General features: G+C 62.5%; 19 protein-coding genes. 16 read left to right on the forward strand and 3 right to left on the reverse strand.

Features of this window, described 5'->3' with window-relative positions; translation table 11 throughout:
• Positions 1 to 482 precede the first annotated feature (482 nt).
• The 10 genes from P12x_RS07440 to P12x_RS07485 all read left to right on the forward strand — a co-directional run bounded on the left by P12x_RS07440 (position 483) and on the right by P12x_RS07485 (position 11,646).
• Entirely contained in the window at positions 483 to 1,502 is a 1,020-nt protein-coding gene (locus P12x_RS07440) for a carbon-nitrogen hydrolase family protein (RefSeq protein WP_435010238.1), read from the forward strand.
• 378 nt (positions 1,503 to 1,880) lie between these two features.
• Entirely contained in the window at positions 1,881 to 2,471 is a 591-nt protein-coding gene (locus tag P12x_RS07445; protein WP_435010239.1) for a PEP-CTERM sorting domain-containing protein, read from the forward strand.
• Positions 2,472 to 2,571: 100 nt separating this feature from the next.
• Positions 2,572 to 4,086 (forward strand): hypothetical protein, encoded by a 1,515-nt coding sequence (locus tag P12x_RS07450; protein ID WP_435010240.1) that lies wholly within the window; start codon positions 2,572 to 2,574, stop codon positions 4,084 to 4,086.
• A 110-nt stretch (positions 4,087 to 4,196) separates the two neighbouring features.
• Positions 4,197 to 6,182 carry a G8 domain-containing protein gene (locus P12x_RS07455; protein ID WP_435010241.1) on the forward strand — a complete coding sequence of 662 codons (1,986 nt, stop codon included), beginning with the start codon at positions 4,197 to 4,199 and terminating at the stop codon, positions 6,180 to 6,182.
• Positions 6,183 to 6,589: 407 nt separating this feature from the next.
• Positions 6,590 to 7,843, forward strand: a complete 1,254-nt coding sequence (locus P12x_RS07460) for a PQQ-dependent sugar dehydrogenase (RefSeq protein WP_435010242.1) — start codon at positions 6,590 to 6,592, stop codon at positions 7,841 to 7,843.
• Positions 7,844 to 8,035: 192 nt separating this feature from the next.
• Positions 8,036 to 8,878, forward strand: coding sequence for a MotA/TolQ/ExbB proton channel family protein (locus tag P12x_RS07465; RefSeq protein ID WP_435010243.1), 843 nt, complete (start codon positions 8,036 to 8,038; stop codon positions 8,876 to 8,878).
• A 22-nt stretch (positions 8,879 to 8,900) separates the two neighbouring features.
• Positions 8,901 to 9,371 (forward strand): ExbD/TolR family protein, encoded by a 471-nt coding sequence (locus P12x_RS07470; protein ID WP_435010244.1) that lies wholly within the window; start codon positions 8,901 to 8,903, stop codon positions 9,369 to 9,371.
• A complete protein-coding gene (locus P12x_RS07475; protein ID WP_435010245.1) occupies positions 9,368 to 9,871 on the forward strand; it encodes an ExbD/TolR family protein in 504 nt (167 codons plus the stop codon). Before P12x_RS07470 ends, P12x_RS07475 begins: the two co-directional genes overlap by 4 nt.
• A 13-nt stretch (positions 9,872 to 9,884) precedes the next feature.
• Positions 9,885 to 10,625 carry a hypothetical protein gene (locus P12x_RS07480; RefSeq protein ID WP_435010246.1) on the forward strand — a complete coding sequence of 247 codons (741 nt, stop codon included), beginning with the start codon at positions 9,885 to 9,887 and terminating at the stop codon, positions 10,623 to 10,625.
• Entirely contained in the window at positions 10,618 to 11,646 is a 1,029-nt protein-coding gene (locus P12x_RS07485) for a vWA domain-containing protein (RefSeq protein ID WP_435010247.1), read from the forward strand. Before P12x_RS07480 ends, P12x_RS07485 begins: the two co-directional genes overlap by 8 nt.
• A gap of 45 nt (positions 11,647 to 11,691) precedes the next feature.
• Here P12x_RS07485 and P12x_RS07490 read toward each other — a convergent pair whose 3' ends face one another.
• Complete coding sequence (locus tag P12x_RS07490; protein WP_435010248.1) at positions 11,692 to 12,450, reverse strand: hypothetical protein; 759 nt, start codon at positions 12,448 to 12,450, stop codon at positions 11,692 to 11,694.
• 201 nt (positions 12,451 to 12,651) lie between these two features.
• Between P12x_RS07490 and P12x_RS07495 the strand changes: the two genes are divergently transcribed.
• The 6 genes from P12x_RS07495 (at position 12,652) to dhaL (ending at position 20,691) form a co-directional block, all read left to right on the forward strand.
• A complete protein-coding gene (locus tag P12x_RS07495; RefSeq protein ID WP_435010249.1) occupies positions 12,652 to 14,298 on the forward strand; it encodes a DUF6599 family protein in 1,647 nt (548 codons plus the stop codon).
• 95 nt (positions 14,299 to 14,393) lie between these two features.
• Positions 14,394 to 15,503: a DUF362 domain-containing protein gene (locus tag P12x_RS07500; RefSeq protein ID WP_435010250.1), complete on the forward strand. Its 1,110-nt coding sequence runs from the start codon at positions 14,394 to 14,396 to the stop codon at positions 15,501 to 15,503.
• A gap of 62 nt (positions 15,504 to 15,565) precedes the next feature.
• Positions 15,566 to 16,135: a Uma2 family endonuclease gene (locus tag P12x_RS07505; protein ID WP_435011648.1), complete on the forward strand. Its 570-nt coding sequence runs from the start codon at positions 15,566 to 15,568 to the stop codon at positions 16,133 to 16,135.
• A gap of 280 nt (positions 16,136 to 16,415) precedes the next feature.
• Positions 16,416 to 18,275: a 4Fe-4S dicluster domain-containing protein gene (locus tag P12x_RS07510; RefSeq protein WP_435010251.1), complete on the forward strand. Its 1,860-nt coding sequence runs from the start codon at positions 16,416 to 16,418 to the stop codon at positions 18,273 to 18,275.
• 185 nt (positions 18,276 to 18,460) lie between these two features.
• Complete coding sequence (locus P12x_RS07515) at positions 18,461 to 19,006, forward strand: hypothetical protein (protein WP_435010252.1); 546 nt, start codon at positions 18,461 to 18,463, stop codon at positions 19,004 to 19,006.
• Positions 19,003 to 20,691, forward strand: a complete 1,689-nt coding sequence (gene dhaL, locus P12x_RS07520; RefSeq protein ID WP_435010253.1) for a dihydroxyacetone kinase subunit DhaL — start codon at positions 19,003 to 19,005, stop codon at positions 20,689 to 20,691. The genes P12x_RS07515 and dhaL overlap by 4 nt, the downstream gene beginning before the upstream one ends.
• Before the next feature lie 76 nt (positions 20,692 to 20,767).
• Here the strand turns inward: dhaL and P12x_RS07525 are convergent, their stop codons facing one another.
• Entirely contained in the window at positions 20,768 to 23,725 is a 2,958-nt protein-coding gene (locus P12x_RS07525; RefSeq protein WP_435010254.1) for a hypothetical protein, read from the reverse strand.
• On the reverse strand, positions 23,722 to 24,471 hold the full coding sequence (locus P12x_RS07530) for a protein-L-isoaspartate(D-aspartate) O-methyltransferase (RefSeq protein ID WP_435010255.1): 750 nt from the start codon (positions 24,469 to 24,471) through the stop codon (positions 23,722 to 23,724). The genes P12x_RS07525 and P12x_RS07530 overlap by 4 nt, the downstream gene beginning before the upstream one ends.
• Between the last annotated feature and the right edge of the window lie 100 nt (positions 24,472 to 24,571).

Raw genomic sequence — 24,571 nt, forward strand, 5'->3', positions numbered from 1 at the left:
CGATTATGCTCAATCTCGCCCCGAGATGCGGGAATCTGATTCGTCAGATTGGTTCACTCTCCTGGGGTGAAGGCGATGCCGAGACCACTTTCGTAGGAGACAGATCGGTGATTACTTCCTATGATATGATCAATCTCCGGAAAATCATGACGGTTCTCGGGATTGGGGTGTCGATTCTCGCTTCGAGCGAGTCACTGAGCGCCATGGAGGGTCCGGGCGAACTCGATGGCTGGACAACAAACTCGCCTCGTCCGGAAATCAGCCCTGAATTCGGGCAGGAAACCGTTGGACCGAGCGGAGAAATCCGCCTCTTGATCAAGGGCAAGGGGCAGGAGGGCGTCGCTGGTTGCTGGAGCAGAACCTTCTCGATCGAGGGAGGTAGGTCCTACAGGTTTCGGGCCGATTATCGTTCGGAAAACGTGGAATTGCCGAGACGTAGCGTTGTTGCCGAGATTCACTGGCGAGATGCAGAAGGTCGGAAAGTGCCCACCGATCAGCCTACCGTGGCCGGGTATCTCCGGGGTTCGGTCGGAATTGCCGAGACGGAGTTCCCTTCGATCCACGAGTCGAACACCGCAGGTTGGACCGAGGTCTCCGAGACTTACCAGGCTCCCTCCAGTGCGACCCAGGCGATCGTCGAACTTCATCTCCGATGGGCTCCCGAAGGGAAGGTCTGCTGGCGCAACATTTCGCTCGTCGAAACCTCACCGAATCCGCCTCGCAAGGTTCGCCTGGCCACCGTGCACTTCCGGCCCCAAGGCGGCACGTCTGCGGGAGATAACCGAAGGATGTTTGAGCCAATGATCGCCGAGGCGGCTCGACGAAACGCCGATCTCGTCGTCCTCGGTGAAACTCTCACCTATCCGGGCCTGGGCAAAGCTTATCACGAGCTTGCCGAGAAGATTCCAGGACCTTCGACCGAATATTTTGGAGAATTGGCCCGGAAGCATGATTTCTACATCGTTGCCGGACTGCTGGAACGCGATGGAACGTCGGTTTATAACGTCGCCGTCCTGATTGGCCCCGACGGTTCGCTCCTTGGCAAGTATCGGAAAGTCTGCCTGCCTCGCGGGGAGGTCGATGGAGGAATCACGCCCGGGTCGGAATACCCGGTATTTTCGACCAGGTTCGGCAAGCTGGGAATGATGGTCTGCTACGATGGGTTCTTTCCGGAAGTCGCCCGAGAATTGACCAATCGAGGGGCCGAGGTCATCGCATGGCCGGTCTGGGGGTGCAATCCTCTGCTCGCCCGCGCCAGGGCCTGCGAGAACCAGGTCTACATCGTCAGCAGCACCTATGAAGACGTCTCGACAAACTGGATGATCTCCGGCGTATTCGACCACTCGGGCGAGCTCATCGCTCAGGCTCAGTGCTGGGGCGAAGTGGCACTTGCGGAGGTCGATTTGAATCGAAAGACCCGGTGGATCAGCCTGGGCGACTTCAAGGCACAATTACCCAGCCACCGCCCAGCACCGGCCAAAACTCCGACCGACGACAAATGACCTTGGCACGATGACCAGGACACTTCAAAACTCATCAACTCTGCTGAATCACTAAATACTCGAATACGCGGCATTCTCACATGGTATGAGCCACGAGGTCGAGGGGTTGTGCCCGGCTCTTCGTCCCGATCGAGATCTTGCCTCTTTCTGAGCGTCGTTTCGGCCAGTACGATTAGCCGTCCCTGAACCTGTTGGCTGACAGGGATCAATTCTCCGAGGGCCGATGGTCAACCGCTTCGCGCGATTCCTTCTGCTTCGATCGAGTCAGCTTGACATCCATGGGTGGTCCCTCGATAGTCCGCCCCCATGGTCGGGGGTCAGTTCGTCGATATCGCCTGGACTTCGCGACGACTCCGTTTCTTCCTGGGAGATGCGCCGATGCGGAAGCCCTTGACTTTATTCGCGGTCTTGCTCGCGGCCGTCGCTTGGCTCGACCCCAACGACGAGGCCCGAGCCGACTTCATCGTCAACGGCGGTTTTGAGACGGAAGACTTCACTGGCTGGACGTTATCCGGTAACACGTCCGACCCGACAACCTTCGGTGTAGACTCGAGCATTCCTCATAGCGGGGGTTTTGCTGCTTATTTCGGACCGCAGAGTAGCAAAGTCTTCCTCGAACAGACGGTCGCGACCGTCGTGGGCGAGGAGTACACGCTCAGTTTCTTCCTGATGAACGAGGACGGGAGTTCGCCCAACGCGTTCAGCGTCGAGTTCGGCTCGATGTCACTGGCCGATTCGACAGATCTCTCGACGTTCGACTATCAAATGTTCACTTACAAGTCGATCGCAACCTTTTCGACCACGATCGTCAGGTTCGGGTTCCAGAACGATTTCGCCTACTTCGACATCGACAATATCAGCCTCGTCAGGGCCGTACCTGAGCCCGGAACTTTGGCCTCTCTGGCAATCGGCGTGGCGTTGCTCGGATGTCATCGGTGGATGCGGCGGTCGGCTCGTCGGGTCGACTGAACGCCGCCAGAATTCTGGAAGCCGGGTCCTTTGAATAGAATGGTGGATGATGATGAGACGATCAGGACGACTGACTTCTGTTCTCGGATGCATCTCTGCGATGATTCTGGTTCCAGCCCTGGAACCGGGCAAGGCCTCGGCGCAATACTGGGGTGGATACGCCGCCGACCCGCAGCACACTTGTCTATCCAAGGTTGCTTCGCAGGTCCCTCAGCAGGTCCTCTGGCACATGCCCGTCGACCTGAACCCACCGTTCAGCGGCGGGAACCTTTTCATCCATTATGCGAGCCCCGTCATCACGCGGAAGAATACCGTAATTGTCACGGTCCGCGGGACGCCGAATAACCCGAACGCCTTCCAGTTCAAGGCGGTAAAAGGACAGAATGGCGCGGGAGCCTGGTCGCAGGCCCTCACGACCGACTACATCACACCTCCACACTCCTGGTATCCGATTTGTGGACCCACCCTGGTTTCGGGCGGCCAAAGCCTCGCCGTGCCCGGGGCGGGGGGCACGGTCTACCTGAGGACCAACCCGGACCGGGTGACGGGTGCCATCACTCAACGCTGCTTCTACTCCTCCGTGGCCGACTATAATGCGAACAAGTTGTCCTTCAACTCCAGCGTTTTCATCTGCACGCCCATCACGGCCGACGATGATGGGAACCTATACTTCGGCTTCGCCATCCTCGCCCCGGCGGCCGGTGCGCCAGCCAAGGGGGGACTCGCTCGGATCTCGAAGGCCGGGGTCGGGACCTATGTCACCGCCGCCGCCGCGACGGGTGACGCGACCATGCAGAAGGTCGTTTACAATGGCGCGCCCGCATTGAGTCAGGACGGCACGACCGTTTACGTCGGGGTGAATGATAAGGTCAACGGGAATAGCGGCTTCGGAACCGGTTTCCTCGTCGCGCTCGACAGTCAGACTCTCGCCACTAAAGGAAAGATCCGGCTCAAAGATGTAAAGAGCCCCGGCAATAACGCGCTACTCCCCGATGACGGGAGCGGAACGCCGACAGTTGGACCGGACGGCGACGTGTATTTCGGCGTCCTGGAGAACAACCTCGGGTCGAACAATTATCGGGGTTGGCTCCTCCATTTCAGCGGCGACCTGGCCACGGCCAAGACACCGAGCGCTTTCGGATGGGACATCACTCCTTCGATCGTCCCAGCCAGTGCGGTCGCTTCCTATGATGGGTCGTCCTCGTACCTCGTCTTGACGAAGTACAACAACTACGCCGGGGCCGGCGGCGACGGCCAAAATCGTATGGCCATCCTCGACCCCAACGATTCCGAGATCGATCCGGTCCGGGGAGCCATGTCCATGAAGGTCGTCATCAGCGTCCTCGGACCGACGCCCGACCCTGAGTACGGAGGGAACGCCGTCCGCGAATGGTGCGTCAACTCGACGGCCGTCGATCCCTTCAACAAGTGCGCCGTTGTCAATAGCGAAGACGGGAACGTCTACCGGTGGAATTTCACCACCAACACCCTCACTCCGGCGCTCACTCTCGCGGCGGCGACGGGCGAGGCTTATACGCCGACCGTCATCGGCCCGGACGGGGCCGTCTACGCGATCAATCGGGCAGTATTGAACTGCTGCGTCAAACTTCCCTAATCAGGACTCTCGGGTCGGGGCGAGGGTGAGAGGTCGATGCCATCGTTCACGCTCCGAGCCGCAGATATCGAGAGAGACTAACGCGTCATCGTCGTCTTTGGGAAGAGAACATGACGGCGATCAGGATCTGGATCTGCTTCCTCCTCTGGCTCGTCCCGGGACCATCCTCGATGGCGGACGGGACTGGGCTGATCCGATCAAGACAGAGCGGGCCCTGGTCCGCAGGCTCGACCTGGGAAAGGGGAGTAACTCCAGGTTCGGGGGACCGGGTTCAGGTCCGAGAGGGGCACGAGGTCCTTTACGATGAGAACTCCGAGCGTGTGATCCGCTCGATCCACGTGGCTGGCACCTTGAGATTCGCCACCGATCTGGACACACGCCTCGATGTCGGCCTGATCAAGATTCAAAACGGCGACGACGCGAGTGAAAACGGATTCGACTGCGACGCCCACACCCCGAGGCTCCCCATCGATCGGCCAAGGCCAGCCCTTGAGGTCGGGACGGCCTTGAGGCCGGTCGAGACTGGACACACGGCTCGGGTCCGCCTCGTGGTGTTCGACGACATGGATGCCGAATCCTGCCCGGCAATCGTTTGCTGTGGGGGCCGGATGGAATTCCATGGCGCCCCGATGGACCGGACCTGGGTGAAGCTCGGAGGAGAGGCCCGGCCCGGAGATTCCGCCTTGAATCTCTCGCGTCCCGTGACCGGCTGGAGAGTCGGGGACCAAGTCCTCCTGACCGCCGCCTCGAACCGAGCCCGAAAGGATGGGGAGACCCTCCAGCCCGGCGGCGGGACGGCCCCCGTTTTCTCGGAAGTGCGTCAAGTCAGATCGCTCGACGGGACGACTCTGACTTTAGACCGACCGCTCGCGAATGCTCACTCCGAGCCGGGCGGACAAAGGGGAGAGGTCGCCAACCTGAGCCGGAACGTGATCGTCGAGTCGTCCGACCCATTGAAGGGTCGGGGCCACACGATGTACCACCGAAACTCGTCCGGCTCGATCAGCTATGCTGAGTTCCGAGGCCTCGGGAAGCAGGGGGTCAAGGGTCGTTATCCGATCCACTTTCACATGGTTGGAGAGTCGATGAGGGGAAGCTCGGTCGTTGGCGCGTCGATCCACGACAGCGGAAACCGCTGGATCACAATCCACGGGACCAACCACCTCGTCGTCCGAGACTGTGTCGGCTATCGAACGATCGGCCACGGCTTTTATCTGGAGGATGGGACCGAGACCCTCAACATCCTGGACCGAAACCTGGCCGTTCAGGCGTACGCGGGCAAGCCCTTGCCCGACCAGGCTCTGGCCTTCGACGACAACTCCGGCGCGGGCTTTTGGTGGGCGAACAGCCTCAACGCATTCACCCGGAATTTGGCCGCCGAATGCGACCGTTACGGATTCCGCTACGAGGCGACCCCCGCACCGATCGATGATCTCCGGAGACGCGTCCTGCTCGCTGACGGACGCCGCGAGACGATCGATGTCCGGACGCTACCGTTTATCCGCTTCGACGAAAATGAGGCCCACGACCAACTTTATGGAATCGACCTCGGCGAGGGAACCGATGGCGTCGGCCCCGACCGAGATCATCCGTTTGTCCTGAAGAATACGAGGCTCTGGGATTGCCTATGGGCGTTTCGGCCAGAAGCCCCCAACTTACTTGTGGACGGGCTCTTGATCGATCACTGCCGCTACGGAGTGTTCCAGCCTCGAGGCGATGGCCACGCATACCAAGGCGCCACGATCCGCCGGACGTACCTGGCCGGCCCCGCACCTTCAACACCGAACGAGGACACATCTCTTGTCCCCGATGACACCCCGCCGACCACCATAGTGACGTTCGTGTCGATGGCGAAAGAGAGGACACGAAAGGTCCGCGGGACCTCGGTCGACAACGGATCGATCCGAAGAGTACTGGTGAATGGTCGAGACGCTCGCGCCATTGATCGAAATTTCCTGGAGTGGGAGGTGATCCTGGAAGACCCGGAGGACGGCGTCATCCACGCCTATGCTGAAGACAACTCCGGCAATATCGAGAAAAACCCCCATCGCCTCCTTCTCGGATCTCAAACCGACGATGCCCTGGGCTCAAAGTGAGTAAGTTACGCCCGGAGCCGCGTCGCCTCCCACCACGAGGCGGTTGTCGCTAGAGACAAGGCCCGAACGAACTGAACGGGAAAGCCGGGCCTGGTCTAAGCAGAGGGTAGCACGTCTGTCGATCAGGTTCGGTGACTCTCATCGTTCAAAGCTCCCACAGACATTCCCAATCATTCCAAGTTCGAGGCACACCGATCCGCCTCTCCCGGGGTTTGACGATTGCCAGGGGATCCGCTCTACTATTTTGCCCAACGGGATGATTCTCCCGCCGGTCCTGGTCGGTCCTCCTATAACAGGGCTATACCGACGAAACCGGCTCACGCACTGGGCCTCAGTCCGGCCTGCGGTGATCCATCGCCGCATTCGCCCCATCCGGACGGGAACGAATCGAAAGGAACGGCATTCTCGTGATCGACGCCCACCCCACCCTCATGGCCCGCCTGGCCCGGATTATCCCCGCCTTGATTGTCGCGACGATCTCCTCCGCGGCTCAGGCCGAGTCGGATCTTCCCCGGCTGAAGACCGAAGTGGCCTTTCCTAACCTCCAGTTCGACCGCCCCGTGGCCCTGGCCTCACCCGAGGACGGAAGTAACCTCCTCTTCGTCGCCGAGCAATTCAAGGGCACCATCCAGTCGTTCCCCGACGAGAAGGATACCACCGACAAGGTCGAATTCCTCCAGCTTCCCGATCCGATGAACAAGGGGAACGAGGAGGGACTGCTCGGTCTCGCCTTCCACCCGAAATACAAGCAGAACGGCGAGTTCTTCGTCTATTACTCCGCCCACGACATGGAAGACGGGAAACACCACAGACGCTCGGTGGTTTCTCGATTCAAGGTCTCGAAGGACAACCCCAGGAAGGCCGATCCGGCCAGCGAGCAGAGGATTTGGGTCTCGGCCGACGATCCCTTCGAAAACCACAACGGGGGTTGCATCGCCTTCGGGCCCGATGGCTATCTCTACATTTCCTTGGGTGACAGCGGGGCGGCGGATGATCCCTTGACCACCGGCCAGAATCCCAAGGACTGGTTCGGATCGATCCTCCGGATTGATGTGGACCACCCCTCCGATGGCAAGCCCTACGGGATTCCCTCGGACAACCCCAAGCTCCGCGACTCCAAGTTCTCCGACTGGGCTCCCGAGGTTTATTGCATCGGGCTTCGGAACGTTTGGAAGTTTTCCTTCGATCGCAAGGACGGGACACTCTGGGCCGGCGACGTGGGCCAGAACAAGTGGGAGTACGTCCATGTCATCCAGAACGGCGGGAACTACGGCTGGAGCGTGAAGGAAGGATTTCACAACTTCAAGCCTCGCCAGAAGGCCAACACCGCGAGCCCAATCACCAAGCCTATCGTCGAATACCCTCACGCGGTCGGACTCGACCCCAAACGAAATGACCTGGGCCAGAGCATCACCGGAGGCTATGTCTACCGAGGCAATGCCCTGCCGCTGGACGGAGTCTACGTTTATGGCGATTATCAGAGCGGGCGGATCTGGGGCGTTCGCTCCAAAGACGGTGAGGCCATCGAGAGCGGCGAGCTGATCGACGTCTCCAAGCAGAAAGTCCTGAACATCGCCAGCTTTGGTGAAGATCGTGAGGGTGATCTTTTGATACTTGCTTTCGATGGTCGGATTCACAGGCTCGTGTCTGCCGACAAGTAAAGTAGTAGTAGACCTGGTGAAGCTTGGTAAAAAATCAGGCCATGCTTTCCCCGGGGAAAGCATGGCCTGCTTGTTTAACCCAGGCGCCGAAAGGTCTCGGCGTTGTCCCGGCCGATGCGAATCGTCTAAAATCGACCGAGTGAGGGTCGGACGCCCTCGGAGCCGCGACCGTCGTGGGGAGAGCCCAGTTTCATGCCGATATTCCTCCGCCGATCGGTAATTGCGATCGCTATGGCTGGTCTGTTCCTGCTCGGGAGCGAGGGACCTGTTCTCGCCCAGGATGGACCACCTGGACCATCAGCGACTTCGGATGGCAGCGAGCCTTCTCAGGGCGGGGGGTCGCAGTCGTTCTTCCGGTGGATGGCCGAAGCGTCGGGGCCGATCGGACTGGTCATCCTGGCGATGTCGTTCTATCTGATCGCTTTGATCGCCTGGATGGCGATGGAATATCGACGATCAGTCGCGGTTCCCGACCGCCTGATTCGGGAGATCAGCGATCTGCTTGCATCGAAGGAATATACCGAAGCCTATAATCGCCTCTCGGAGAGCCCATCCTTCCTCGGGAAAGTCCTGGCCGCAGGAGTCCGCAAGCTACCCTCGGGCCAGGCCCCGGCGCTCCGGGCCATGGAACTGGCCAATGACGACGCGACCATGGCGATGGAGCATCGGACCACGTATCTGGCCACGGTGGGGACACTCGGACCGATGATTGGCCTGGTCGGCACGGTCTACGGGATGATCCTGAGCTTCCGGGTCATCGCCACCGCGGGGGGCTCCCCGCAAGCAAGCCAGCTCGCTGCAGGGATCTCGACGGCCCTGTTCGCCACTCTCGAAGGGATCGCGCTCTCGATTCCCGCGATCTTCTTCCACGCGATGTATCGGAATCGGATCGCGAGGCTCTCGCTGGAGGTCATGCTCGCAGCCGAGTCGCTGCTCGAACAATTCTCCCCCGGAATCCGGACCCCTCACCCCCTGGTAGCCTCGGCCGTGAATCCCCCCCCGCGCGGGAATCCGAGCGGCCCGGCCTCCTCCTGAGCTCTCAGAGGGAGGGTCTCCGATGGCATTCCGCGACAAGAACAGGGCCGAAGGGCCTTTCAACCTGAACCTGACCCCGCTGCTCGACGTCGTTCTCCAATTGATCACATTCTTCATGATGCTGATCCACTTCGGGACCAAGATCGACGAGGTCTCGGCCTCGATCAAGCTCCCCACAACCTCATCGGCCCTTCCCGGCGGAGACCTGGGCCTCGACCGACTGGTCGTCGGGGTCGATTCCAAGGGGCGACTGATCGCCGAGGATGGGATCCTTGAAGGGACCTCGGCCGATGTCTGGTGGGCGGATCAATCGCGCAAGAGGCTGGCCGGACTGGCCGCGATGGGAGGAAAGGCCGTCGAACTACCGACTCTCGTGGTCGTCCGGGCCGACAAGGCGGCCTCGTTCGGGTCGGTCCGGGGGCTGCTCTCGACGGCCCAGGAGAGCGGATTCGCCCGCTTCACGCTGGTCGTCCTCCGAGGGGCCAACCCATGAGCACTCGCGAGGGACGCAGGAGGGCCAGGCGAGGAGCGCCCGCCGAGGAAGTTCAGTTTCCCGTCACGCCCATGCTCGATATGGCGTTCCAGTTGCTTGCCTTTTTCATTCTGACCTTTCAGTCGCCGACTTCCGAAACCCGACTCGATCTGTACCTCCCCGTCGCATCGGTCGCCCTGCCGGGTGCCGAGCAGGGGCAGGCTCGAAGCTCAACCCCGAGACGACCCGATCTGGACCTGGAAAACGACCTTCGAATTCGGGCCCAGTCCGATGATCTGGGAGACCTCAAGACGCTTCAGCTGGGAGATTCGACCGTTCCAGACATCGAAGCGCTGGCCGATCGGCTCCGACGATATCGGTCAGTCCTCGATGGCCGGCCGCTCCGCGTCCGACTCACCGCCGATGATCGACTGCGCTACGAGATCGCCGCCAAGATCATCGGAGCCTGCAACGCCGTCGGAGTCTCCTCGATCAAGCTCGCCGATCCGGCCAGTCCGTAGGAATTCGGGCATTATGGCGAACCAGCAACAAATCACAAACGGACCATCCGAGCGACGCCTCGATCACGCGATAAGGGCGAGCCTCGGAACGATCCTGATCGCATTCCTGGCGACATCTCCCGGACTGGCCGAGGATTCCTCGCTGACCCTGGGCGACCTTGAGGCTTATCGGCAGGCCCTGGAAAACCAACGCGACCTTTCCCCCAAGCTCGTCGGATTTCGGGATCTCTGGTCACATCCAGCCGAGTATCTCGGACGACCTGTCCGCGTGGAAGGGCGTATCAAGCGTCAATTCCAGCAAGCCGCGGTCGGCGAGTTTCCACCACTGGTCGAGGCCTGGATCTTGTCTAGCGTAGACGACCCTATCTGCCTGGTCTTTCCCATCAAGCAAGATCGACCCCCGCCCGCTGACGGAACATGGGTCCGATTCGACGGTACTTATCTGAAACGTCTCCGATATCAAGGGGGCGATGTGGCTCGGGTCGCACCACTGCTCGTCGGCCCAGAGGCTCCGACGATCGTGGAATCCGGGGCATCGGTGGAGTTCGGACGATCCTGGTCCTCGACGCACTGGATCATGGGGCTTGGGGTGGCCGCGATGGTGGCGCTGGTGCTCGCCCGGAGGCACTTCTCGCGTCCGATCTCGCAGCCGATCTCGATCGAGCCTCCCCCCGTTTTCGTCGATGTCGAGCCTGATTTGATCGAGGATCTCTCGGGAGAGGTAGGAGCAACCGATGACCAATCTCATGAATGATCCGCGCCGGCGATCGGAGCCGGAATCACCGACGATGGGTGGCCTTCGGAGATCTCCGCTGACCGACCCGAGGGCCCTGGTCAGTTCCCTCCTGATCCACGTTCTTCTCCTTTTGATCGCGTCGATTATGGCATTCCGCGTCGCCACCCCTGCGGTTGAATCCACGCCGAGCCGGACACTTCTCGGCGAGTTGGAGTCGACCGATAATCGGGCCGAGAGCGAACCCGCCGGGGGTGGCGGGGGCGAACCTGATGGTCGATTCGCCGAACTCTCGGCCGAGACGGCATTACCTTCGCCCCCGACCAGCGACCCCACCGCCGATGCCCTCCTCGCGGAAATCCTCCCGACCAGAACTTCTGCCGAATCGGTGGCACAGACGTTACCCGGGCCATCAACAAGCGGGCTGGGGATGCTCTCGGGTTTCGGTTCCGGGGGCGAGGGCGGAAAAGGGGGCGGGTCGGGGGGGGGCTCTGGCACCGCGACGGGGCCAGGCACCCAGTTCTTCGGGATGCGTGATCGAGGGAGTTCGTTCGCGTATGTGATTGACTGCTCCGGGAGTATGGTGGCACGGGGCTCGCTCGACGTCGCCAAGCGTGAGTTGCTCTCCAGCCTCGCACAGATCCCGCCCGAGGCTCGTTTCGCGGTGATCTTCTACAACATCGAGGCCAAGGTTTTCACGGACTCCGCCGGTCGGCCGGGGTTGATGGCGGCCAGCCCGGCGAACAAGGCCCGGGTCAGGGAGTTGCTGCTCTCGGTCCAGCCTTACGGGGGTACCGAGCACATGCTGGCACTCCGGGCCGCACTGGCGGTCAAGCCGGAGGTCATTTTCTTCCTGACCGATGCCGACCTGATGAATCGCCAACAAGTGGCCGAAATCCTCGCCGAGGCCGGCAAGACCCGGATCCAAGCGATCGAGTTCGGGCTCACCGGCAGTCTGGGCGGCTCGGTCCCTTTGAAGCAACTCGCCCGATCATCGGGAGGGTCTTATCGGTACATCGATGTGAACTCGTTCGGTCGATGAAATGGTTGGTCACCGGGTTGCGGACCAACGATCGACTCCCACGAATCAATCCCATCGATCCAGTAGCGCGTTGGTCATCTGTCGGGCATCGAGGAACTCGGCGAGAGTCGCCTTCGACTGCCGAAGCGACTCGAAGATTGCTTCGATCTCCTCGGAATTCGGGTCGAGCGGCCGGAGCGATGAGACCAGTCGAGGAACGATCTCGCGACGGGCATAGCGACGTCCATCGGTCATGATGGCGAGAAATGCGATCGCCAGGCAGAGGCCGCCGAACGCGATGGCCATCCACTCGATGGTCTCTCCCGAGGCATTCCAGGCCACCGGCAACACGGTCAGGCATAGAGTCGGTAACAGGAACGTGCCCAGGCAGCCGAGCCGACTCGGGAGGTCGAGCCGTCCCTCGCTCGATCGGCGAGCCAGGACCGCCTCCGCCATCTCGAAAGGCTCGCGGAGTAATTCGGCCCTCTCCCCAGAGGTGAGCTTTCTCGACTTGATCCGGTCCTCGAGCATGAGTCGCGAGGCCCAGTTGCGCCGGATCTCGGGGTTGGTCTCCGCGATCAAGGCGTCGATATCGGCCCGTGAATCGCTTGAAATCGCCGAGTAAGTGTCCTGGTTAGCCGCTACTCCAAGGCCGCAAGACTCGCATCGCCTGGAGAATCCCACCGCCTTCCGACCACCGAGGGGGAAATGATAGAAGTGACGGACGTTCTCGATCGCGAAGAGTCGGAAAGGGCGAAATCCCCGACAGAACGGGCAAAAGTCGGCGACCCGACCGAGTTCGCGCAAGGCATCGGTCCGGCCCATGGGAATATACATCGCTGAATGTTCGCTCCAGGTCCAGCGGCCGACGAGGTTGATGGGCCAATCATACGGCACGAACCGTTCGGACTTGACGCTGATTTGACGGTAAGTTGCCGTTGCGAGCCTCGACGTTTATAATTAGAGGCCGTCGGTTAAACCGTCGTCAAACCCTCCTGTCCCCTCGCGCGAAGGAAGGGATCGTTCGTGATCTCCAAGCTCAACGAATACTTCGCCAATGACCCGGTCAAGGCACTGGCCCTCTCGGCCGCACTAGTCGCCCTGGCCTCCACGCCGATTGCCTTCGCCGTCCTGGGCCGGATGAACTGGTTCGAGGCTCGACGTGGGCGGGTGATGCTCAAGCCCGCTTTCGCATCGATCGTCGCCAGCATGCTCCTCGTGATGGGGATACCGGCAATCTTCGCGGCCCTGGTCATCAAGAGCGAGGACTTCGACCGGGACCGCTACGAATTCGACCCCAACAAGACCTGGTCGGTCCTGGAGCAGGGGCGCGGGTACAAGTCGGTCGAAGAGGCCGATGCCGCGGTCAAGGTGGAGATGGCCCGCCTGGCCGATGAGCGTAAGAACCTCGTGGATAATGTCAAGAAGCTCGACGATGCGATGCTGACGCTTCGCGCCGCGACCGCCCAGTCGCCCGCGACTGCCCAGGCCCTCCCGGCGGTCCTGGAACGATTGGCCGGTATCCGTCGGTCGGTCGGGGTCGACGGACCTCAGCAATTGATGGACTTCACGGCACCCCCGGCCGCCTTGCCGGCCGCCCCGGCGATGGCGATGGCTGGCGTTGCACCCGTCGTGACCGCCCAGCCGTTGGCCCCCGCGGCCTCGGGGCTGGACAAGACCACCGCCGAGGCCGAGTTGTCGACCGTCCCCGAACCCCAGAAATCCTTGGCCTCGATGCTCCCCCTGGTGGACATCCCCGCGGGCTGGACCGTCAGCCAGTATGGCACGAAGCATCTGGAAACGTTCAACGCCGACAACCTGTTCGAGAAGATCGACGGCCGAGCCGAGAGCTTCACCCAGAACGACGTGATCGGGATGGCTTACACTTCCTATCACCCGACCGGCGACGACACGAACGAAGTACAGCTCTATATCTTCGAGTTTGACCACTCGAAGCCCTATCGAGCCCAGTCGAAATACACCTCGGAGAAGCCCGACGAGTACAAGACGGTGCCGATCGGGACCGAAGGCTATGCGTCGGCCGGTAGCCTCCTGTTCTTCGTCGATCCCTACTATACTCAGATTGTTTCCACGACCGACGACCCAAAGTTTGCCGCGTTCGCGGCCGAGATCGCCCGTCGGATCGCCGCGCTACAAACTCCGACCGGGAGTGCGAGTGCCGATGGAGCAGGCGGAGAGAAAGCCGTCGACCTGTCCACGATCTCCTTCGGACTGCTCCCATCCGGCAGCGGCCGATCGGAGCCCAAGTTCGTCGCCCAGGACGCCTTCGGCTATGGGTTCCTCTCCGAAGTCTTCATGGCCGACTACAAGGACGGTGACGTGACCTGGCAAGGTTACATCCGGCCTTATGGGACCGTCGAAGAGGCCCGGAAAGTATTCGAGGAGTATCTTTCCTCCGCCAAACGAGACGGAGGGAACGTCAAGGAAATCGAGGCCGCGGGCGCCGACCGGATGATACTCAACGAGAATGTCGGCCTGATCGACGCGATCTTCCTCAAGGGGAACGTCGTCGGCGGGGCCAATGGCTCGACGGATGCCGCCAAGGCCGAGACCTTCGCCCGAGACTTCGTGAAGAACCTTCCCGACGAGTTGCCCAAGCCGCCCCCCGCAGAGAAGAAATCGTCGAGTCCAGCGGAAGGCGAAGAAGGCTAAGGACCGATCTTCTTCCAGGTTCGTCATCCCCTCTTCCCACACCGACTTGCCGGCGCCGTCGAGCGGAACTTCCTTCAACTTACCGAGGTCCTCCGATGAGCGAGAAACTGACGCGGACCCAGCAGAAGAATCTGGAGCGGCTCGGCGGCGTCAATCCGGCCGACGAACATTTCACTCGGCGGCAATTCGCAACCCAGGTCGGCACCTACGCCGGGGTGGCGGGCGGGGCGATCGGCGCGGGCCTGCTCGTCCGCGATCGCTGGGGGATGGAAGGGGTCAAGCCCCCGCCCCCGGTCAAGCTCAAGGATTATTCCGCAGAGATCCTGCCGAGCCGACCCAGCATGGTCGTCGTCCGGTCGACCCCGCTGAACGCTGAGGACTTCTCGACCAAGCAGGACGAGACTCAGGCCCGGGAAGATCAGGCTCTGCGCATGGTCCGCTCGGCGATGGAGGAAATGGGCGGCGAGAACGGCGTCAAGCACTTCATCACGAAGGGCGACGTGGTGGTCATCAAGCCCAATGTCGCCTTCGACAAGAACCCCGACCTCGGGGCGACCACTTCCCCGGACACGGTATCGGCCGTCGTGAAACTCTGCTTCGCCGCCGGGGCACGCGAGGTCATCGTCGCCGACAACCCGATCAATAATCCCGAAAGTTGCTTCTTCAAAACCAAGGTCGGCGACGCCGCGCTCCGGGCCGGGGCAAAGCTGATGATGCCGCAGGACAGCTACTTCGAGCAGCTTTACGTCGGCGGCGAGACGATCACCAACACCTGGCGGATGTTCTACCGACCGTTCCGCGATGCCACCAAGGTCATCGGGATCTCGCCGGTGAAGGATCACAACCTCTGCAAGGCCACAGTCACCATGAAAAACTGGTACGGGCTCCTGGGGAACCCCCGGAACCAGTTTCACCAGAACATCCACGGGATCATTTCCGACTTCGCCCTCATGATGAAACCGACCCTGGTGATCGCCGACGGTCGGAAACTCCTCATGCGCAACGGCCCGACCGGGGGCAGCCTCAACGACGTCAAGAAGTCCGACACGATCGTCGTCGGGACCGACTCCACGGCGGTCGATAGCTGGTGCGTCACCCGCCTCCTGGAGAAGCAACGCCACGAGATCATCTACCTCGACAAGGTGATCGCCCGAGGTCTCGGCAAAGACTGGCGGCCCCAGTGGACCCGCGAGATCACGGTATGAGCGTCTCTCCGCGTGAGCGATCCAGGAAGAAAACCCGAAAACCCCGGGCGACCCTCCCCTTGATGGTCCCCCGGCGATCGGGCCTCTATGCCTCGGTGCGATCGTTCTGGAGGCTCTGTTTAGCCAACCCCGACTTGAGTTTGGAACGCTCGGCGCGGGGTGAGGTAATCGTCATGGCTCCGGCCTGCATGGATTCGGGGATGCGAAACGCCAGCCTCACGGCGCAGCTCTGGGCATGGAATCAGGCTTCCAAGCTGGGATTCGCCTTCGATTCGTCAGCCGGTTTCACCCTCCCGAACGGGGCTATCCGGGCTCCGGATGCCACCTGGATCGCACGCGACCGATGGACCTCGATCCCGATCGAAGCCCGCAAGACGTTTACTCCGATCGTTCCTGATTTCGTGGTCGAGATCTCCTCGCCGTCCGACACCCTGGTCGACTCTCGAGAGAAGATGCGGGAATATATCGAACAAGGGGTACGACTGGGCTGGCTCCTCGCCCCGGCCACGGGCCTGGTCGAAATCTATCGATCCGGCCGTCACGTCGAGTCGCTCGAACACCCCACCACGCTCTCCGGCGAAGAGGTCCTTCCTGGGTTCGTGCTCGACCTCAAGGGCATCCTGTTCGACTGAGAAGCACGCCTATGGCCATCGTCTCGAACGTTTGCAGGCGGTCCTCGACGAATCAAGGCTCGTGAATACTGGATTATCGATCGTTTTCGACGTATCATGACGGTCTCTCGGAATCGCCCGAAAAGTGTCGACTAGCAGGTGATTCAGACGACCGAGACCTACCAGTCTGAAGAGTTCGCAAGCTACTTCTATCCATGGCACGATGGTCGGTCCTTGCCGACGGTCGAGCGAAGCATGAGCAGATCCCGCCCCGCCGGCCCACCGAGGGAGACCCCCACTAATGGTCAAGATCCGACGGGCCTATGAGGTTCTCTTCCTCGGGCTCTTTCTCTTCTTCCTGCTGATCACCGACCTTCGATACCTCAAAGGATGGCCGGTCTCCCTTTTCCTGGAGGCGACCCCGCTGGTGGCCGTCTCCACCGCCCTGACCACGCACACCCTTTATCGAAACCTGACCTGGGGATTGCTCATCATCGCCATCACGATGATGGTCGGCCGGGTCTGGTGCAACTGGATGTGCCCGTTCGGGATCATGCACCACTTCTTCGGGTGGATCGGCAATCGCCGGAACACCAAGCAGATGATCGAAGTCAACCGCTACCGGAAGATTTACGCGATCAAGTATTACATCCTGGCCGCAATGCTCGCGATGGCCAGTCTCTGGATGATTCCGACCTTTTTGCAAGCTCCCGGCGAGATCCTCAAGGCGTATCGCGAAGCGCCGCCATCGGCCTCGGCCCGACTCAGCGATTGGGTGGTCGGGCTTTTCCTGGTGGCCCTGGCGGCTTATGCGATCAGTGCCCTTTATGACCTCGCATCGAAGCAGTTGAAGCGCGGGATCATCAGCGTCGGCCAGCGAAAGTCTGCAACGCTGAGCCTGGGCGTCTTGCTCTTCGCGGGCCTGGCCTTCGCGGGCCCTGGCCGAGTTCTGGACTCCATCGGGGCCGGATTCGGCGTTGCGGCCGAGGAGAACAAGGCGGGACACAGCACCCTCCAGATCGGCCTGCTCGACCCGATCGCCTTGACGGTCCGATCGATGACCACCAGCGTCCTACCGACGGTCCACATGGCCTCGGAGGGCATCTACACCGAGCCCCGCGAATACTGGCAAGCCTGGGTCGTCGGACTGATCTTCTTCGGATTCCTCATTGCCAATTGGTTCATCCCCCGATTCTTCTGCCGGGCGATCTGCCCGCTGGGGGCGCTCCTGGGGATATTCAGTCGGTTCGCGCTCTGGCGGATCGATCGCGACCCGGTCCGCTGCACCGATTGCGACCTCTGCATCAAGAGTTGCGAAGGGGCCTCGGACCCTCATGCCGACCTCCGCAAGAGCGAGTGCTTCGTCTGTCTGAACTGCATCGAGGATTGCCCTCACGATGCGCTCGCCTTCCGCTTCCTGCCGAGGAAAGCCAGCGAGATCGCCCTCCCGGCCGTCGGCCGACGCCAGATGCTCCTGGCCGGGGCCTTCGGCTTGCTCTTCTTCCCGATGGCTCGCCTCTCCGGCGGGGTCCGGAAGAATTTCAATCGAGCGGTGATCCGGCCGCCCGGCTCGGTGGCCGAGGACGAGTTCCTCCGCCGTTGCATCAAGTGCGATCAGTGCATCCGGGTCTGTCCCACCAACGTCCTCCAGCCCGCTCTATTCGAGGGCGGGATTGAAGGGCTCTGGACCCCGATCATGATCTCGAAGATGGGCTGGTGCGAGCTGAACTGCACCTTGTGTAGTCAGGTCTGCCCGACGGGCGCGATCCGAGAGATTTCGATCGCCGAGAAGCTCGGCGTCGGGCCGTTCGAGTCCAAAGGACCCGTCAAGACCGGGACCGCGTTCTACAACCAGGGGCGATGCCTCCCCTGGGCCATGGACACCGACTGCGTCGTCTGCGAGGAGGTCTGTCCGGTCAGCCCGAAGGCGATCTTCACGCGAAACATCGAGATCACCGACCGTTGGGGGGCCAAGCTGGAACTCAAGCGGCCGTACATCGACCCCGATCGTTGCATCGGCTGCGGGATCTGCGAGCACGAATGCCCCGTCAAGGACGACCCGGCGGTCTACGTGACCGCGATCGGCGAGACCCGCGACAAGTCCCGATCGCTCCTGCTCTCCCTCGTCGAGGACGACGCGCAGGAGCTGGTCTCGGTCTGACCTCTCGAACTCCTTGAATATATCGTGAGTGCGAAGGGCCTCCGATCCTGGTGGGATCGGAGGCCCTTCCGATTTGAAGACTCTGGAATGTCTACCGGACGGGGAGCCCTCTTGTGATCGGACGAAGCCCGCCCGAAACTAGCCTTACTGGAAACCGAAGCGTCTGCTAACAGTCCTGGGGGCCGATGATGCGAGCCCGGACTTCGATCCTCACGCTCCTGGGCTATGTCGGCCTGATCGCGGTCGGCCTGGCGGCTCTCCGGGTCTCTTCGAGGCTCTGGGCCACGGTAGGTTTCTCGTTCTGCCTGCTGACGCTGGTTGGCTCCCTCGCCCTGTTGTTCCATCGGCGAGAATCGGGACGATCCTACTGGGCGGGATTTGCTCTTTTCGGCTGGTCGTATTTCCTGATCGCCGTCGGGCCGACCTCGCTTAGCTCCTGGCGTGAGCAGTTGGTCACGACCCCGATTCTGGCCATCCTGGAAGATCAACTCCTAGGGGAGCCGGCGACCCAGCTCGCGCAGCTCCGACCGCGTCGAGGCGGGCCGATCGCCCCACAGGTCGAGCTTTCCCCCTGGTCGCATTGGACCTCCACCGACCGCTCCAACCCATTTGCGTCGGACTCTTTCCAGCGGATCGGTCACTCCCTGTTCTGTCTCGGGATCGCGATGGGGGGTGGGGCCTTCTGCCGGACTCTCCGCGATTCCCTCAGTGATGCGAGCCCCTTGCCATGAAAATGCTGATCAACCGGCCCATCGATGTCGTCGCGGAAATGGTGGAGGGGCTCGTCGCGATCCATCCGGGTCTCAGACGACTCCCGGGCCGGACCGTGATCGTCCGATCGGATGCGGGGAATGACCGCGACCGGCGAGTTGCCCTGATCTCGGGAGGAGGCAGCGGGCACGAGCCGGCCCATGCCGGGTATGTCGGCTCGGGGATGCTCTCGGCCGCCGTCGCGGGCGACGTCTTCACTTCGCCCAGCCCCGATGCCGTGTTGGAAGCGATCCGGGCCGTCGCCGGGAAGGCAGGCGCCCTCCTGATCGTCAAGAACTACACCGGAGACCGGCTCAACTTCGGTCTCGCCGCCGAGTTGGCGAGGGCCGAAGGGATCCCCGTCGAGATCGTGACGGTGGCCGACGATGTTGCCTTGCCCATCTCCGAATTGACGGCCGGACCCAGGGGTCTGGCCGGGACGGTCCTTGTCCACAAGATTGCCGGAGCGACGGCCGAAGCGGGCGGGTCACTGGCTGAAGTGGCCTCCGAAGCCCGAGCCGCCGCCTTATCCGTGGCCACCATGGGTGTCGCCCTCTCGGCCTGCACCGTGCCCGCCGCCGGCAAGCCCGGTTTCGTCCTCGGAGAAAATGAGATCGAGCTCGGGCTGGGAATCCACGGCGAGCCCGGCGTCCGACGGGCGCCCCTGGAACCCGTTGATGCTCTGGTCGACCGACTCCTCGAACCAATCCTCGGGCGGTTCCAGAGCCCACCATCGCGAGTGGTCTTGATGGTGAACGGGTTAGGCGGCACGACCAATATGGAACTAGCGATCGTGGCCCGGAGGGCCTTATCGAACCTGACCGATCGTGGGATCGTCGTCGAGCGGGCGTATGCGGGAACCTTCCTCTCGGCGCTTGAGATGGCCGGCGTTTCGCTCTCACTCCTGGAAGTCGACGAAGCCCGACTCAAACGGCTCGATGCGCCCACAGAGGCACCCGCCTGGCCCAATGCCGCCCCTCGATCGAGAGTCGAGCCAGAAACGGCCGAGCCAGCCCCAGGCGACGCAACCGCCGCCCCGACTCCCGTTCCTATCGAAACCGAGGTTGGCCGTGAACTTAAGGCTGCGATCACCCGGGCCGCCGAGGCGCTGATCGCCGAGGCTTCTCGCCTCACCGAGATGGATCAACTGGTCGGCGATGGCGACATCGGCATCAGCCTGGCTCGAGGCGCCGGAGCCGTCGTCGAGGAGCTTCCGGTTTTCCCGCTTGATGATCCTGCCGCGACCCTGCAACGGCTGGGCACCACACTTCAACGCTCGCTCGGGGGAACCTCCGGCCCGCTCTACGCCATGTTCTTCCTCAGGGCCGCGGCCCGACTCAGGGACAATCCCCGGGCTTTCGGCGAAGCATTCCAGTCCGGTGTCGAGGGGATCATGAACCTGGGAGGAGCCAAGGGAGGGGAGCGAACCATGCTGGACGCCCTGATCCCAGCATCCGGGGCATTTGATCAGGCATTGAAATCCGGACGGTCTTTCTACGACGCCCTGAATGATGCGGCGTCCGCCGCCAGCCAGGGCGCCGAGGCCACGGCCACAATGAGTCCGAGGAAAGGCCGATCGAGCTACCTCGGGGATCGAGCCCTCGGCCACCCCGACCCCGGGGCCGAAGCCGTCGCGGTCTGGCTAAGGGCGATTGCGTCGGTTTGATCGAAACCGGATCGCCCGAGAGTCGGACGGCCCGGCTGGATCTCTGCGGGGATGGGCATGATCCCACCCCCGGTCATCACTCGATGACCAGTTCCCAGTGAAGGACGGGAGTTCGGCCGTCGATCGTAAGTCGGACTCCCCCCTCGACCTTCTCCACGGCTGCTGGCCCGATCCGTGCTCCGGTGTTATCCAGGGCGAAAGCCTTGATCGCGCCTTCTCGAGTCCAGGTAACGCGGGCCTTGATCCCCTCGTGGAGCAGGGGGGGGCGGCCGGGGTCGGCCTTTTCGCGACGCCATTCATCGGCCCATCGGAAGCCCGTCGGCATGACCCGGGCGACGGCGGTCACCAGGAGTCGACGGCTCTCGGCGATCGGGACGGGTCCGAGTGAGGAGACGGCCACGACTCCGAAATCGGCATCTGTGGCGATCATCAAGCCATCCGACTTCGCCTCGGTTGTTCCCGTCCAGCCCGCCAGGGCCAACGTATGTGGCGTTTCGACGAGGAGCCGTCCCTCTCGAGGATCCCATCCTCCGACCGATCGAGACGCAGCCCCCCGCGCGGGCCCTTTTTGACTCGTCACCTCTTCGTGATCGTGCAGGAGGATCGACGAGGCATGGGGCAGGAGGGCGAAGACCTGAGGAATTCCGTTAATCACCTCGGGGAGGGTGAAGATATCCTCGCCACCGCCGGTCCCGGCCGCGGCCGCTCCCCAGATCTTGGGATGGACGAAGACGCCCCGACGGACCAGGGCATCCCAGTCCTCAACCGAGGCGGTCCGGGCGGCCAGCATCAGGTCGGCCCCTTCATAGGGAGACGCCCAGGCCCCCGACGTTTGCACGGCCCACTGGCCAACGACGTAAGGCCGGTCTTTCTTCCGCTTCTGCGAGGCCCCGGCGATCATCCCCCCGTCCCGGCTCCAGACGGCCGAACGTCGTTCGGGGTCGGCCCAGGTTGGCGGAGTATAAAAAAGTCGGTCGTCGATCAGATCGAGCCCGTTTGCCGCCTGGGCTGCGGAGTAATCGTAGTCTCGTCTCCAGTGGGAACCGCCGGCGATCGGGGCCTTGAGCCCGAATTTCCTGAGGGAATCGGCGAGGGATTTCCACTGGGCGGACTCGACGGCCTGCCACCCTCTACGGGCGGTCGGGACATCGTCTTTACGCATCAGGTTGCGGACCGCGGCCAGCTCGGTGGGAGCCAGCCGATCGCTGGCATCGACCAGGTCGAAGAGCGAAAGTTCGCCAGCCAGCGTCACCCAGGCCAGGACCGGGTCATCGCGGAGTGCCAGGCCAGTCTCCGGGTTAGTGTGCCCCAGCAGGGCCTCGGCGGCCTTCAGCGCGGCCTCCCGGACAGCGAGGTCGAAGGCGGCGGCCGCACCTCCGCCGGGCGGGAGTTGGCGAGCGTTGGGGATCGAGTCGTCGCCATCGCGAAACTTCCGACCCGACTGGAGTTCGATCGCCACGTAAATCCCACGAGCCTTGAATGCGGCGATCAGGTGTTCGAGACGGGCTAAGGCCGCCGGATCGAGCTCCTTGGTATCGTCTCGGGCGTCGTCGAAGAGGCTTCGGGTCGGGCCGAGTGGGACATCCAGGTCGCCAAGCCGGACGAGATTCACGCCGGATCGGGCCAGCCGATCCGCGAGGACTTCGGCGATCTCGGGCTCGGGATAGGCGGTCGGAGGTAAGAGAGTGACTCCGAAGAATCGGGCCCTACCCCCTTTTTCGAACGCGAATCTTCCATCCTTGACGACGACCCGACCATGCTTACCCGCCGGGGCGTCGAGTAGGCCCGAGGCATCGAGCGCCGACTTTTCCGCGATCTCCGGCGAGGGAGCGACCGGGAGCCATCCGAGGGCCTCGGCATCGACGTGGTCGGGGTTCCACTGGAAACCAGGCCCGCCTTTGGCCACGACCCGGACGTCGTCGATCCAGAGGGTCCCGAATGCCGAGGCCTTCTCGAACTGGATCAAGGCCCTCGCCGCACCCCTCGGTACATCGACGACCGACCTCGACGGTTGCCAAGGAGTGGTGCCGGAAAAGCGGAGTGCGGGAGTGCCCTGCTCCATACCGGGCAGGGGATGTCCCAGATCGTCAAGGAAAAAGATCGAGGCCATCGCGCCGGTGGCGCCTCGAAGTCCCGAGGCTCGAGTGACCACGGAGACCTCCAGGGAGTCCATCCCACGGACCGGAACAGCCAGGCCGGAATAGGCTCGGGCCCCGTTCCCCTTGAGTTCGAGCGCCGCGGGCGACTGATGGCCGGGGCTGACCCGATGAGTTCCGTGGTCGAGCAGCCAGTGGGCTGGGGCAGGATCCCCCATCTCGAAGTCGCCATTGGAGACGAGGTCGATGGTCGGCTTTCCGCCGATCGGGATCGGGTCGATCGTCATCCCGTCAATTTCAAGAACTCCTGTGGCCCCGATCAGACCGACGGAGAGGATGGCCAGCCGGGTCTTCGGGGTGATTGGAAAGCGCCTGGAGACATGGGTCCAGCTCGACCCGATGGTCTTCCAGGGCCCGAGCAATCCCCGACTCTCGGCCTTGAGCTGGAGCGGGTCGCTCAGGAAGTCGATGACCAGGGCCGGGTCATCGCCGAGCCGTTCACCGGCGACGACATTCTCCTGCCGGACCCAGAGGCCGATCACGAGGGCTTCCACCACCCGACCATCGACCCCGAAGGCCCGGCTGGCCCGGGCCGGTCGGCCAGGTCGGGCGTTCTCGAACCGGAAGCATTTCGTCCCCGGTTGCCCCGTCCCGCCCTCGACGACCTTGGCGTCGCGGAGGTTATACCAGCCGTCGGGGATCCCGTCGCCGTCGGCGTCGGTCTCGAAATTCTCGATCGGCGGAGGTCCGGGGGGCTCGGACTCCTGGGCGATAAGCCTCGACGGGAAGACGGTCATGAGGATCAGGACAAGTGCGGTCCCCAGGGCCTGGCGAATCGGATCGCGCAAGCCGGAGCGGATCGGCCCGTTGCCCTCGGGATCTCCCGCGAAGGGCCCACGGAGGGGAACGAGGATGGCGAATAATTCCGGCTGGGTCACGGCTTCTCCCCCTTCGCCTCGCGCTGGGCCTTGCCGGTCATCGGGACGAAGAGGGTTGGGCGAAGTGGCTTATCCACAAGCTTGCCGTCCTTCTTGATCATGAGGTGGACTTTTTGATGGAACTGGCTCCCCAGCGGGATCACCATCCGGCCACCTTCCTTGAGTTGCTCGATCAGGGGCGGCGGGACCTTGGTCGGTGCGCAGGTGACGATGATGGCGTCGAAGGGCGCCGCCTCGGGCCATCCGGCATATCCGTCGCCGATTCTTGTGTGAATGTTCGAGTACCCGAGTTCCTTGTGGACCTCGGCGGCCCGCTTACCCAGCGGCGGATGAATCTCGATCGAATAAACGTCCTTGACGATCCTGGAGAGGATCGCCGATTGGTAACCCGATCCCGTACCGACCTCATAGATGGTATCCGTCGGCTTGGGTTCGAGTTGTTCGGTCATTAAGGCCACATCGTAGGGCGGCGTTATGGTCTGGCCTTCACCGATGGGGATCGACTCGTCGTCGTAGGCCATCCGTTGCGTCCCGGGAGGCAGGAACTTATGGCGAGGCACGGTCCGGAAGGCTTCGAGGACCTTGGGATCCTTGATCCCTCGTTCCACCAGATGCTGCTGGACCATCTTGTTCCGAGCCGCGACCGTGGGGTCGGGGGTCGATTCATCATCGGCCCAGGCGGAGAGCCCACCGGCCATCGTCAGGACCACGTAGACCGCGAATCGTGAGGACACTCGGTCTGCCATCGCTGGGCCTCGCTCGGGACTGGAGGTTGGGGCTTCACTCGATTTTTTCAACTTAACAGAGTTGGTCCGGGTCGTCATCCTCTCCATAATCAAGCAATGC

The sequence above is a fragment of the Tundrisphaera lichenicola genome (assembly GCF_051175385.1).
Taxonomy (GTDB): Bacteria; Planctomycetota; Planctomycetia; order Isosphaerales; family Isosphaeraceae; genus Tundrisphaera; species Tundrisphaera lichenicola.